17 protein-coding genes are annotated in these 12,443 nt (G+C 43.1%); 6 read left to right on the top strand and 11 right to left on the bottom strand.

Going from position 1 to position 12,443, the window contains the following annotated elements:
• Window positions 1–144 precede the first annotated feature (144 nt).
• Together HWQ38_RS35310 and HWQ38_RS35305 are read left to right on the top strand one after the other, a co-directional pair.
• Entirely contained in the window at window positions 145–813 is a 669-nt protein-coding gene (locus HWQ38_RS35310; protein WP_292803549.1) for a class I SAM-dependent methyltransferase, read from the top strand.
• A 236-nt stretch (window positions 814–1,049) separates the two neighbouring features.
• Window positions 1,050–1,406, top strand: a complete 357-nt coding sequence (locus tag HWQ38_RS35305; protein ID WP_366933382.1) for an anthrone oxygenase family protein — start codon at window positions 1,050–1,052, stop codon at window positions 1,404–1,406.
• A gap of 52 nt (window positions 1,407–1,458) precedes the next feature.
• Here the strand turns inward: HWQ38_RS35305 and HWQ38_RS35300 are convergent, their stop codons facing one another.
• The 3 genes from HWQ38_RS35300 to HWQ38_RS35290 all read right to left on the bottom strand — a co-directional run bounded on the left by HWQ38_RS35300 (window position 1,459) and on the right by HWQ38_RS35290 (window position 5,306).
• Window positions 1,459–2,283 (bottom strand): M90 family metallopeptidase, encoded by an 825-nt coding sequence (locus HWQ38_RS35300; RefSeq protein WP_292803543.1) that lies wholly within the window; start codon window positions 2,281–2,283, stop codon window positions 1,459–1,461.
• Window positions 2,284–2,463: 180 nt separating this feature from the next.
• A complete protein-coding gene (locus HWQ38_RS35295) occupies window positions 2,464–4,386 on the bottom strand; it encodes an Hsp70 family protein (RefSeq protein WP_292803540.1) in 1,923 nt (640 codons plus the stop codon).
• Between the two features lie 14 nt (window positions 4,387–4,400).
• Window positions 4,401–5,306 carry a hypothetical protein gene (locus HWQ38_RS35290; RefSeq protein WP_292803537.1) on the bottom strand — a complete coding sequence of 302 codons (906 nt, stop codon included), beginning with the start codon at window positions 5,304–5,306 and terminating at the stop codon, window positions 4,401–4,403.
• A 147-nt stretch (window positions 5,307–5,453) separates the two neighbouring features.
• Between HWQ38_RS35290 and HWQ38_RS35285 the strand changes: the two genes are divergently transcribed.
• Both HWQ38_RS35285 and HWQ38_RS35280 read left to right on the top strand, forming a co-directional pair.
• Window positions 5,454–6,245 carry an S-adenosyl-l-methionine hydroxide adenosyltransferase family protein gene (locus HWQ38_RS35285; protein ID WP_292803534.1) on the top strand — a complete coding sequence of 264 codons (792 nt, stop codon included), beginning with the start codon at window positions 5,454–5,456 and terminating at the stop codon, window positions 6,243–6,245.
• A gap of 189 nt (window positions 6,246–6,434) precedes the next feature.
• Window positions 6,435–7,547, top strand: coding sequence for a 2OG-Fe(II) oxygenase (locus tag HWQ38_RS35280; RefSeq protein WP_292803531.1), 1,113 nt, complete (start codon window positions 6,435–6,437; stop codon window positions 7,545–7,547).
• On the opposite strand, the gene HWQ38_RS35275 is transcribed toward HWQ38_RS35280, so the two are convergent.
• From HWQ38_RS35275 to HWQ38_RS35240, 8 genes are all read right to left on the bottom strand, one after another.
• Window positions 7,524–7,688, bottom strand: coding sequence for a hypothetical protein (locus tag HWQ38_RS35275; RefSeq protein ID WP_292803528.1), 165 nt, complete (start codon window positions 7,686–7,688; stop codon window positions 7,524–7,526). The genes HWQ38_RS35280 and HWQ38_RS35275 overlap by 24 nt on opposite strands.
• Window positions 7,689–7,830: 142 nt before the next feature.
• Window positions 7,831–8,127: a putative toxin-antitoxin system toxin component, PIN family gene (locus HWQ38_RS35270; RefSeq protein WP_292803525.1), complete on the bottom strand. Its 297-nt coding sequence runs from the start codon at window positions 8,125–8,127 to the stop codon at window positions 7,831–7,833.
• Window positions 8,128–8,236: 109 nt separating this feature from the next.
• Window positions 8,237–8,476: a hypothetical protein gene (locus HWQ38_RS35265; RefSeq protein WP_292803522.1), complete on the bottom strand. Its 240-nt coding sequence runs from the start codon at window positions 8,474–8,476 to the stop codon at window positions 8,237–8,239.
• 32 nt (window positions 8,477–8,508) lie between these two features.
• Window positions 8,509–8,745 (bottom strand): YgiT-type zinc finger protein, encoded by a 237-nt coding sequence (locus tag HWQ38_RS35260; protein WP_292803520.1) that lies wholly within the window; start codon window positions 8,743–8,745, stop codon window positions 8,509–8,511.
• On the bottom strand, window positions 8,745–9,056 hold the full coding sequence (locus tag HWQ38_RS35255; RefSeq protein ID WP_292803517.1) for a DUF4258 domain-containing protein: 312 nt from the start codon (window positions 9,054–9,056) through the stop codon (window positions 8,745–8,747). The genes HWQ38_RS35260 and HWQ38_RS35255 overlap by 1 nt, the downstream gene beginning before the upstream one ends.
• A 25-nt stretch (window positions 9,057–9,081) precedes the next feature.
• Window positions 9,082–9,252 carry a hypothetical protein gene (locus HWQ38_RS35250; protein ID WP_292803514.1) on the bottom strand — a complete coding sequence of 57 codons (171 nt, stop codon included), beginning with the start codon at window positions 9,250–9,252 and terminating at the stop codon, window positions 9,082–9,084.
• 158 nt (window positions 9,253–9,410) lie between these two features.
• A complete protein-coding gene (locus HWQ38_RS35245) occupies window positions 9,411–9,641 on the bottom strand; it encodes a hypothetical protein (protein ID WP_292803511.1) in 231 nt (76 codons plus the stop codon).
• Window positions 9,642–9,845: 204 nt separating this feature from the next.
• Window positions 9,846–10,589 (bottom strand): response regulator transcription factor, encoded by a 744-nt coding sequence (locus HWQ38_RS35240; protein ID WP_292803508.1) that lies wholly within the window; start codon window positions 10,587–10,589, stop codon window positions 9,846–9,848.
• Between the two features lie 159 nt (window positions 10,590–10,748).
• On the opposite strand from HWQ38_RS35240, the gene HWQ38_RS35235 reads away from it, so the two are divergent.
• Both HWQ38_RS35235 and HWQ38_RS35230 read left to right on the top strand, forming a co-directional pair.
• Window positions 10,749–11,813: an alpha/beta fold hydrolase gene (locus tag HWQ38_RS35235; protein ID WP_292803506.1), complete on the top strand. Its 1,065-nt coding sequence runs from the start codon at window positions 10,749–10,751 to the stop codon at window positions 11,811–11,813.
• Between the two features lie 173 nt (window positions 11,814–11,986).
• A complete protein-coding gene (locus HWQ38_RS35230; protein ID WP_292803503.1) occupies window positions 11,987–12,241 on the top strand; it encodes a DUF433 domain-containing protein in 255 nt (84 codons plus the stop codon).
• Window positions 12,242–12,443: the final 202 nt, after the last annotated feature.

Below are 12,443 nucleotides of genomic sequence, written 5' to 3'. Positions count from 1 at the left end.
CTAAATTACTTGACTTAACAAAAAAAAGCTTCTTCAGTAGTAATTATAGTTAGTAATGAAGAACCAAATATATTACATAATGATTGTGAAAAAATACCTGAAATTGCCGCAATTTTCCAAAAAAGTTCTCCAAAACAGAGATTTATGCAGTTAAGACCGAATCAACGCCTGAAATTAGACGACAAAGACGATAAGCTATTCTATGCCTATCCCCGCTTCGTCACCCATGTAGATGAAGGATTTATTCAACAGCTAACGGATTTATATCGCGATCGCCTGAAACCCATACTTCGGCTACGCTCAGTACAAGACACCCGCATTTTTGATATGATGAGCAGTTGGGTGTCTCATCTGCCAGAAGAGATGCAGTTTGACCATGTGGAGGGACATGGACTCAACGCTGAGGAACTAGCACGTAATCCCCGCTTCAATCATTACTTTGTGCAAAATCTTAACGAAAATCCGCAGCTACCTTTACCAGATGAAGATTTTGATGCTGTTCTCAATTGCGTATCTGTGCAGTATGTGCAATATCCAGAAGCAGTATTTTCCGAAATTTACCGCATCCTGAAACCCGGTGGTGTGGCAATTATCAGTTTTTCTAACCGGATGTTTTTTGAAAAGGCAATTCAAGCTTGGCGAGAGGCTTCAGAAGCAGAACGAGTGGAATTAGTCAAAGCCTACTTTGCTTCAGTTCCAGGATTTACAACCGCAGAAGTTATAGTTCATAAGTCAACATTACCGAATTTCTTACAGTGGTTGGGTGCAGCTGGAGGAGATCCGTTTTATGCCGTTATAGCTTACCGGAATTAAGCCAAACAATTACGCTGGCTTAATCGCTCGTTATCGGCTGCTTGAAGATAGCTTTGCGGTAGCGCAAGAGGCGGTAATCTACAGGAGGCTTTATGACAACCACTAATCACTTGCTTTTCACATTGAAACTGTTCTCGGCACTAGGCTGCGGGCTGGTGGCTGGTGTCTTCTTTGCCTTTTCGACTTTTGTGATGAATGCCCTTACACGACTCCAACCGAAGGAGGGTATTGCCGCTATGCAATCCATTAATATCACGGCGATCAATCCGCTATTTATGGTAGCGCTTTTCGGAACTGCTGCGGCTTGCATGTTTCTAGCGGTTTCCTCGGTGTTAAAGTGGCATCAACGTGGTGCTGCCTACTTGCTTGTTGGGAGTCTGATCTATCTCATTGGCACCGTTCTATTGACGATCGTGTTCAATGTGCCACTGAATGATGCACTGGCGATCGCCAAACCGGACAGCACTGAAGGCGCTAACCTATGGGCTAAATACCTGACCAACTGGACAATCTGGAACCACGTTCGCACAATAGCAGCACTGGCAGCAGCAGCACTGCTGACGATCGCGCTTTGCGATCAACAGGTGAGATAGAAATGAAACTATATGAGTCTTCAAGCAACACTAACTTGCAATCGGATCTACTTCACGCCCATAGCACAGGATCTAATTGATAGTAACGTTGCAGTTGCTCATAAAGTGCCGGATGCTTGGATAGCAATTGGTGCGGTTTCTCAAAGAATGTCTCAGTCGCTACGGCAAAAAATTCTGCGGTATTCGTTGCACCATAGCTATCTATCACCGTTTTTACACCTTGTAAAACATCATTACAAAGTTGTTGATATGCTTCTGTCATTACCTTCGCCCAAATAGGATAGTCTGAGTTGCGTTGCAATATAGGAACTCCTTCAGCTTTACCATCTTCTTGATCTAACTGATGGGCGAATTCATGAAGTACAACGTTATGTCCATCTCTCCAATTAGTGCTGTCTAGTTTCACCTGTTCCCAAGATACTACTAATTGGTCAGTTGTCCACGATTCACCCAGTCTTGCCACACGCCTTTCTTCAACAACATAATTTCCGATGGAAGTCCTTTCCTCAACAAAATAAGCATTGGGATACACCAGAATTGAACGAAGTCTGGGGAAGTATTGCCCACGTTCATTTAGTAGGAGTAAACAGGCGATCGCCGCAAGGGTCAATTTCATTTCCTCCGTCACCTGTAATCCTCTACAGCCAATAAATTGCTTTTCTGCTAAGAACACTTGAACATGTCCCTGAAGTCGTCTGAGTTCATCGGGAGAAAGACAAGGATAAATGGGTAGATTATTCTCAATAATGGCATTCCAAAGTGGGGGAAAAGGACGATTTTTGAGACGGTTTCTTCGCCTTCTGACTAGAATGGGATTGATTAAAATCCCAGTGATAATTAGCCCAACGATGAATAAGAAAATTATTGTTTTAATCATTGACTTTTGAGCAATTTACATATTTAATTCACTGATAAGCAGTTTGCAGTTTAATGCAATATAGACCTAACCCCCAACCCCTTCCCTTGTAGGGAAGGGAAGTAAGATTCAAAGCCTCTCTCCTAAAAGGAGAGAGGTTTGGAGAGAGGTCAAAGTCTAATTTACTGGCACACATCACCGTTATTGAATCAGAATTATGCAAGATTGAACTTTGGTGGAAAGGGTTTTTTGAAGCCCCTGCTCAACTTTGTCAATCAGTTTGTCAAAAGCCTGTTGATCCGCTATCAGTTGTTCTTGAAGAACTTTCTCTAACTCAGGCTTTATTTGCTCACACATATCCTCGATTTTTTTGTCACTCAAAAAACTAGAACGAATCCAACTAGGTACATCCACATTTGTCTTGATTACTTCTTGAACACTCTGGCGATTTAGCTCCATTCCTGCTGCCATAAGCGAAGCCCCATATACTAGTGCAATAGGCCAAGTTAAATGTCCAGTTAGTATTAAAGTAATGATGCTAGCCACAGTGCCTCCACCAATTATGACATTGACGATAAACGCTACTGTCTCAGCAATGATCGCATCTCCAATTCGTAGCTCTGGGTTAACAAAATTTGGGTCAATGCTATCCTCAAATCTTAAGCTGCTTCTAGGTATCTGAAATTTTCGACATATTGGATCGGTTTGTGCGGCTAAATCAGGTTGTATTTTATTGTTAAACCAAGAAGCGCATTGATAATTAATTATCTGCACAGCGAAATCGCTTTTGAGCCACTGTTCTGCGCGACTGATCAAAGATGTTTCCAAATCTGCTAAAGTCCGTATTTTGTTTTTTTGCCAATCTTTTAAACCTGGTTTAACTGCGTTGACAATCAAACCATCTGTCAAAGGCTTAGTTAGTGATTTGATTAACTCCGGGATATGCTTCTCAATCAAACCTTTAAGCTGATTCGAGGTAAATAGTTTGTTGACTTCTTGTTTAAAAGCGGCAGCACGCAGATCCCATCGTCCTACTCGTGCTAAACCCATTGCAATGCACCGTTCTGGTTCCGGATCAGGGCGAAGCAGCGTTTCTGGTTCGGGAAACATTTCCTGACAAAGAAAGTGCGTAAATTTCATCCGAGATGCACCGCCAGTCATCAGCACAAGTTTCGGCACGATTCCAAGTTTTTCCACCTTTTCTTTCGCCTCTTTTAAAGAGTCGTGAAACGATCGCACCCAACTATTAAGCCCCAGTTCAGGCAAGGGTTGATTTAAAATTTCCTCCATGATCACTTTATTAACTTGGGGAATAAAATAAATCTGTTCGTTGATCGACTCGAAGCCACGCGCAAAGGATTCAGGATCGCTGTATAGTTGTTCATTAGAAAAGTAATCTTCTTTAGCTTTGCGGCAAGCAAGTTCACAACGAGCTTGGTGATGCGGATATTCCTGAAATACTTTTTCGAGTAATGTTTTTTGCTCGTGGTTGGTGAGAGTACGGGCAAAAATTGCCTTGTCAATTAGAGATGCTCCCAAAGTATTACTCCCGAAATCTATCGGGATTTCTTCTAAACTTTTAACCAGAGTAAAATCTGTGGTTGAAGAACCAATATCGACAATTAGCACTGATACCAGAAGTTTGTCATACTCCAGCTTCCCAGCTTCTTTGGCTTGCATGAAAGCAGCCCGCGATTCCGGTACAACATTTAGTCGGGGAATGCCAGCTTCTTGAAGGATCTTTTGGTATTCGGAGCGATCGCTAACTGACCATCCTGAAGGGCAACCAATGTAAAAATAGCTACTTTCCCCACCTGCAAGTTGTTTGCTTTCTTTCAAAAGGCGGTAGTAGGTGGCGACAAAAGTACTAATTGTTTCTCGATATTTGGGATCGTTGTTTGGTTTTTGCTTGAAAGTGATTGTCAGTTGAGTAACGCCAGCTTGAATTAATGCTTGTTCTCCGACAAGATAACCGAGTTTGGGATGCCAACCAAGAGCTGTAATTTGGTTCTTCTTGTTATTAATCTCCAACATTTGGGGAGGTTCGATGCTTTCCACTATCGCTTTAGCTACAGCCGTTTCCCCGTGTCCCAAATCAAAACCGATTGTTTCTAAAATTTCCATACCCTTATTGTCTATTATTCTCTAGAAGAGGAATATACTGGCTCAATTACCCGACCGCGCCTAATTAAGCGATCGCCTTTCAACAAAGCCGGAGTTAGAGTGACGTGATCTTTGGTATCGGGGTCGATACTTGGCTCAAAGTCAAAATACCCGCGATCGCTGTGAGGATCATTTGCTCGGTAAATTTGAGCGTTAATTCCCTGAGACATTAAAATCTGTGGCAGAAGTTTGGCAAGTTCATAAGCCATTTGAGGTTTATCAAGTTTTGATGCGCCCATTAGCCTTTGCAGAAAATTCAATAGCTCTGGTAGTTCTTCTATTGCTAAATCATCTTCATATTTATTCGATTCTTCTACTCTAGCTACTGCTAGATCGATAGTGTTGAGAGCATCGCCAAGGTGATCTAAAAATACTTTGCTATCAACTCGGAGAATAGGTTGAGGTAATTCCAATAGCTTTTCAGACATGGAATTTTGCTGGTTGTTTAAGTCGAGTTGAAGCACAACTTCTAGTCCTAGAAGTATAGAGGCTAATAAGATAGCCATCCATGCACCTGGGGTAGTTTTAGTTAAAGAGAATAACGAACCTAAGATACCTATATAAATTAGTCCCTGTAGCAGTTTCAAGATTAATCTGTTGGCAAAAAAATTTGTACCTGGGTTAGTAATTTGCCTTTGGTCTGTGGGAGCAACTTGAAGATAATTAGTTGCAGCGAGAGTGGCGATAGACTGTCGCAGCGTATCCAGGAAAAAGGAAGCCAGACGAACTTGACCCAGATTCAGCTTTTCAATGTAAATTCTTTCAAGATCATCAAGTCGGTTCTGAACCAGCTTAACTATCTGCTCAATGTTGGTTGTGTTATCAATATCTGTCTGGAGTTGCTTGCGTTCTTCGCTAAAAAGTGAAGTGATTGTTTTCATTGTGTTGACTAAGACTTTAAGGTTACTAATAAGGGTGAAATGAACAGTTGTCTGCTGATTTCACTCTCTAATCAGATGATGACTGAATAATTCATAATTCATAATTAGGTTGATTGCAAATTACTACCCTAACAAAGGAGGAACAGAATGTTTATCTCTGTCATTGCAGATTACGGTACAGGAGATCCGGCATTTACAGAAGTCACACAACGTCTGCTAATGGCTTTACCCGATGCCCAAATTCATTTGCTTTCGGTTCCAGCATTCAGTACCTTGGCAACGGGATTCTGGATTGCCCAACTGGGACTTAATCCAGGGCTTGGCGATCGCTTAATTTATCATAACTGTGCCCCTCGTCAAGATGATCCCGAAGCCCGTCGGGACAATGAAGGTGAAGGATTAACTTATGCCCTTTTATCCAATGGTGTAAAAGTAGTGGGTGTGAATGCGGGCTACACCCTCTCCTTTATCAAAGACCATACAAAGGAGTTGCGAGTAGTCAACGTTTCTCGTGGTGGTTCGCAGTTTCGCTCACGGGATGTGTTTCCTCCGGCGGCGGCGGCGATTATGGGTGAAGATTTTAGCCTTCTGGGAGATCACCTTTCTCGTGAGCAAATCCCAGATGTTCCACCAGATCGAATTGCCTGGATTGATGGCTACGGCAACATCAAAACAACGATTGCGGCGCATACAGTTAACTTTGAGCCTCAAACCAAGATCGTGATCCGAATTGGAGATGTCGTCAGTGATGCGGTGTATTCTGATGGCAGCTTCAAAGTATCTGAAGGAACTTTAGCCTTTGCTCCTGGTAGTTCCGGTTGGTCAAGAGGCGATTCCGGGGAACCATTGCGCTTTTTAGAACTGTTTCTGCGAGGAGGGAGTGCTTGGGAGCGCTTTGGCCGTCCCCGTGTGAATCAGCAAGTAACTCAAATTGCCTAAGGGACTTCCAGTACACCGCAGGCGATCGCAATTTATTCTAGGTAAAAAGTATTCATAATCAGGATTTCACGCCAAATGGCGGAATTTTTGATGAATCGTTGCCATACCCGGATAACATTTTACTAACGCCGCTTTCCTCAAAGAAGGCTACATCTGAAAATCAGCCTGACTAGGAACTCGAAGAAACCTATGCCCATGCGTCAGAGACTCCTGACGATCGGTGAGCCAGCCCCCTGGTTCACAGCCCTTTCTACAACCAATGCTAATTTTCACTTCGACACAATCGCGGGTCGTTACATTGTGTTGTGCTTCTTCGGTTCAGCAATAGTGAAGACCAGCCAGCGCATTCTTAAAGACATCTGGAGCCAACGGGCAGTCTTCGATGACCAAAACTGCTGTTTCTTTGGCGTGAGCGTCGATCTAGAGGATGAGAAGCAGCGCCGAGTTCAAGAGCATATTCCGGGCATCCGGTTCTTCTGGGATTTTAATGCAGCCATTAGCCAGCAGTACGGTGCCATTACCCCCGCAGGGAATTACAGACAATTTACGCTGGTGCTGGATTATAGTCTGCGGGTGCTGGCGGTGCTGCCGTTTAACGAGTCACCCGAAAGCCATGTGCCTCAGTTGATGGCATTCCTCGCTCAGTTGCCACCCATTCCGTCAGAAGTTCCGACGGCAGTTCAGGCACCTGTCTTGGTTGTGCCCAGAGTATTTGAACCAAAACTGTGTCGGGCGCTGATTCAGTTCTATGACTTGCATGGCGGATATGACTCCGGCTTTATGCGAGAAGTCGATGGTCGTACAGTCCTCGTGTACGATTACGGTCATAAACGGCGGCGCGATCAGGAAATTACCGACGAGGAACTGCGGAATGCGGCGATGCATCGAATTCACGATCGCCTCATTCCCGAAATTTTCAAAGCCTTTCAGTTTCAAGCGACCCGAATGGAGCGCCACATTGTTGGTTGCTATGACGCCCAAACCGGTGGACACTTTAGATGCCACCGAGACAATACCACCAAAGGGACTGCTCATCGCTGCTTTGCGGTGTCATTGAACCTGAATACGGGTGAATACGAAGGTGGATGTTTGCGATTTCCAGAATTTGGTCAGCAAACCTATCAACCGCCTACGGGTGGAGCTGTCGTCTTTTCCTGTTCCCTGTTACACGAAGCAACACCCATAACTCAAGGACGGCGGTATGCCTATTTACCTTTCCTCTACGATGAAGCAGCAGCTAAAGTCCGGCAGGCAAATCAGCATCTTCTTGGGTCTGCTTTAGAAGAACCAACTAAGGAATAACGCAAAAATTCCAGTATTACTGGTAAATAACAGTTTTGGTAATGGCGGCAAAGTCAACGGCACAAATGGCTCTACTGCTGCGATTACTGCGATCGCTTTTTGTTCGGATAGGGGAGGTACGCATAGTTGATATTCCCGCACAAGGCTCCTTGACGACCTATAAGAATATAATCTCCTTCATTTGTATATTTTTAAAAATAGCCCCGTAGTCCGTTACCACCATAAACAGGATATTGACCGACTTATATAAGATAATTTTTCATATATATTTATCTTGGCATCATTAAGACAATAAATTAATAAATTCTGCTGCTTTGATAATCACAATATTCTGATAGCTTGCTAAGTGCAAAAGATGTTTATCTCCTGTCACAATATGAGTTGCATTACCAGCGATCGCAGATTCCACAACCATATCATCATCAGGATCAGCACTAACTATCTTAAGATTTCCAGAAATTTCTACTAGACGGGAAAAACCCTGCACCTCTGCAACTGATTCTTGTACCTTCTCCTGAGAAAATTTGAATTTCATCAATAGCTTTTCTGCAAACTCATTCAAAATTGCTTGACAAGTCACAGACTCCACCCGCCCAATTTTTGCCAAAGCGAGACAGCGAAAGGGCTACCATTGCTAGAAAACAAAGCAGACAACAAAATATTAGTATCAAAAACCACGACGTAACGCATTACAACTCGTGAATCACATCATCAATAAATGCCTCACGCTCAGGCTCAGTCATCGTATCCCAATTGAAACCACGCTCTTGAGCAACTAACCTCACCTTATCTGCTCCATAGCTTGACAACGACTCCCATTGCCCCCACTGTTGCAGCAATAAAAATTGAAAAATCTCTGCCTGTTGTTCTGCTGGCAACTGTCTGACAATTTCAATAACCTGCTCATTACTAAGTATCAACATTGGCATAAATCACCTCATTATTACTATAAAAAAATTTTTCAACTATCAATATAAGAAAAAACATCCACATAAATCGATCTGATCGGTTTATCTTCACTGTGCAACATTACCCGAATTCGTTCAGTTGTCTCCCGGCTAAAAACCTCTTCTCCACAGCGAGAGCAAACAGTAGCCGGAATATTTTCAACTAAATGAAATTTTCCCTGAATATTAAAAACTTCACTGACATATTCTGTATAAGACTCTTCTGAACCACAAACATGACATTTAAACATTAGTGAGTTCTCCTTCTATAATCAGTCCATTGCATAGGATCTGGTTCATACAGTGTGATGATTTTAACTACATCAGATTCGATCCTTGAAACCTGAATATGTAAAGCTCGGTTTTTTTGGGTAAATCCCAAAATTAGACAACTAGGTGAATATTTATCGTCTGGATAATCTTCGATTACCTCCACGGTTACACTCGCTTCTCTGATCTCTGCTTCACTAATATTGCGCTCGATCGCTCTCTTAAAAGCATGGCGCGTAAATTCAAAATTTCCAGCCTGTAATTCATTTTGGATCTCCTGCAAAGATTTCATAAGATCATCAACTGCTCTAGATCCCTCAACTCCTCATCAAGAGCCGCAATTTCTCCTCAACAGTCCGCAATTTCTCCGGCTTATAAAACACCTTATTAAAATTAATCTCCACCCCTACCACATTTTCCAAATACTCTAAGGCTTCGTAATATATTTTGCCATAAATGCTGCGATCGCCGCGGATTCGCCACCTCATCCCGATGGAAAGGAATAATCTCATAATCCTTCTGATAACCCGGCATTAATTCCACCGTAATTTCAATCCTTTTTGGCTGGGTTTTCCTCCCCTTCTTAAACGCAACCTTCACCACAATTTTGCCGCAGCCTAACGCTTCCTGCTTACCCAAAGCCTCTTTAATTAACGTTTCCCTGCCCCTTATCCTCAATTAGCTCGGTCAAATCTTCGGGTGCAATCTCCACCTTTAATTCATCAAACATCCTCAACAAGCGGCTTTCAATCATCACCAGCGGAAAAAACGGCATCATATAGGATGGCCATTCTGACTCCTTGATGCCGCAACCCCTTAGCAAATCGGCAGTTGCCCAGATATTTGATTCGTATTGGAGGATATTATTGACAGTCATGTAGCAGGTTTTAGCTCAAGGGTAAAAATCAGTATAAGCTCTAATACCCTTGGCATAAAATAATTTCCTTGTCAATAGTAGAGACGTTGCATTGCAACGTCTCTACACACCTCACCAATAACCTTAACTAAACGGTAAGGAATATAGAGTTTCTGAGAGTTCTTGCCTAAGTAATGGCAAAGTTTAAGGGAATTTAGCGTGATTTCATTCCACGACTGTTACTGAAGCCCCTTCATTTGATGGAGGTATACCGGGTAACTCCAGACAATATCCAGCACCATACACTGTCTTGATATAGCGGGGGTGACGGGGATCTGGTTCTAATTTGGTTCTCAAGTGGCGAATATGGACTCGAATCGTTTCAATGTCGTCATCGGGATCGTAGCCCCAAACTTCTCTGAGGATTTCGCTGGGGGAAACCGTTTGACCGTGGCGTTGCAGCAAGCAGTGAAGTAGCTCAAATTCCAAATGAGTCAATTTCACCGTGTCATTGAACCATATAGCCTCAAATCTTTCGGGAACCAGAGTCAGTGAGCCATAGTTCAAAATCTCACTATGCTTTGCGGCTTGGGGTATGCGGTCAGTACGCCGCAAAAGTGCCCGCACCCGCGCTAACATTTCTTCAAGTTCAAAAGGCTTGGTGAGGTAGTCATCTGCGCCAGCATTGAAGCCTTCCACCTTGTTCTGAGTTTGGCTCAAAGCCGTCAACATTAACACCGGAATCTCAGAGGTGCGATCGTCACGACGTAGGCGTTGACAAACAGTAAACCCATCTACTCTGGGCAACATCAAATCGAGCATGATCAAGTCTGGTTGTAGCTGGAGAGCCAGCGCTTGACCTTTAATGCCGTCTTCAGCTTGACTTACATCGTAGCCAGCCATTTCCAAGTTGACGGCAACTAGTTCGGAAATCGCTGGATCATCGTCTATGACAAGAATCCTCGGCATTCTTAAAAAATTTTTACTACTTGATTAAGGATAAATAAGAACCTTTGTATAGATACAAAGATTTTTGAGTCGATTATGAAAAGGTTTTTAAATCTTACATAAATATTAAGATTAAATGACTGTGAAATCAAGACTCAACTACACGAAATCTTATAGTCTATGATGTGTTATACTCCCCCCTACAATCCGTCTTGGTTTTTACAAAACGGTCTGATGATGACTGTATACACCGCTTTGTGGGGAAAACGTTACTGGGAAAGTACTATTCAATTACCAGAACCTTCTTATCATCAGAAAATATTTGTTGGTGGCCAAGGTGTGCCAATTTTTGGCTTGGTTGCTATCCCGGAAAATGCTCATAGCACGATTATTGGTACTTATGGCATTACTGGAGAGTTAGAGACAGAATGGTTTTTGAGAGTGCTAGGACGTAAAGCCTACGCTCAAGGATACGCTGTGGTGTTATTTGATTGGCGTGCCCACGGCAAAACTGCCCAATTGTCGCCGACTCTAACTTCTGATGGACTGTATGAGGGAGAAGATTTTGTTCGCATCGCTGCTGCTGCTAAGGCAATGGGATGTCCAGGGAAATTTTGGTTTACAGGGTATTCTTTAGGAGGGCAATTGGCGCTATGGGCGGTAAAGGTCGCTCTTGAGGTGATTAGGGAGCATGGAGATTTAGGATTAGAAGATAGCGATATTGGCGGTAGTATGGTAGTTTGTCCGAGTTTGGATTCGGAGCGATCGCTATCTTATCTAGTTACAAAGCCCTTGGGCAGATATTTGGAAGCAGGGATTGCACAGAATTTAAAAAAACTGGCATGGCGAATACATGATGCTCATCCTGGAAGCATTGACCCAGTAGCAATTGAACGGGCGAACAGTATCTGGGGTTTTGATCATGAATTGGTAATTAACCGACTAGGTTTCTCTTCTGTAGAAGCATATTACCAAGCTAGTAGTGCTTTACAAATATTGCCGCAAATCTCAAAACCGACTTTGATTTTATATGCTGCTGATGACCCACTTTTTGACCCAGCGATCATACCAGAATTACAAGAAGCTTGCGATCGCAATCCCGTAATAGATTTGTTGCTCACTCAGTATGGCGGTCATGTTGGCTATTTGAGTAGCAAAGAATGTCAACGCCAAGTACAAGACTCTGACCTGTGGTGGGCATGGAATCGGATTTTACAATGGTTGGAGAAACAGCGTAATTCGTAATACTTCTCTACGAGAGGCTGCGCCAACGGCTGAACTCAGTACAAGTTCGTAATTCGTAATTGAAAAATTAAATAGGAATCCTATATTAGGATTTACTTTCATGGCAAAGGTTAAGATAGGATTGGTTTAGCAAGATATTATTGTTAGCTGGCTAGGAAGAATATATTTATCCTGTGTTTCCTGAGCTTACTTATCGTCGGGGTGCTAGTGGTTTAGCAGTACCAATACTGGATGGAACTGGCTTGCGGGTGCAGACTTTGGCGGTCGCATCTCAACAATGGGGATTATCCGCAAAGCAAATCGCTGCTGAGTATGATTTGAGTGAGGCTCAGGTGAATGCAGCCCTGGCTTTTTATGCTGTCCATCAGCAAGAAATCGATGAGGCGATCGCATCTGAAGTAGCTCTCGAATCAGCTTACAATGTCTAAGCCTCTGTTACATTTGGACACAAAGCTTAGTCCACGGAGGTGGACTAATACAAATTCAAGGATTTTTAACCCACGGAAGTGGGTTTTGTCTGTATAGCCGCGACTTCTAGTCGCCTGGCGAGTAATAAATTAGACTTTTCAAACATCCAGGACTTACGCAACTGGCACAAATAGCGGGCAGGGCGCAGCCTTGACACGCGAC

Origin of the sequence: Nostoc sp. NMS7 (genome assembly GCF_017115085.1) — a bacterium.
GTDB lineage: Bacteria > Cyanobacteriota > Cyanobacteriia > Cyanobacteriales > Nostocaceae > Nostoc.
The sequence above is the reverse complement of the archived record's forward strand: the minus strand, read 5'-3'. Positions and strand labels throughout refer to the sequence as shown.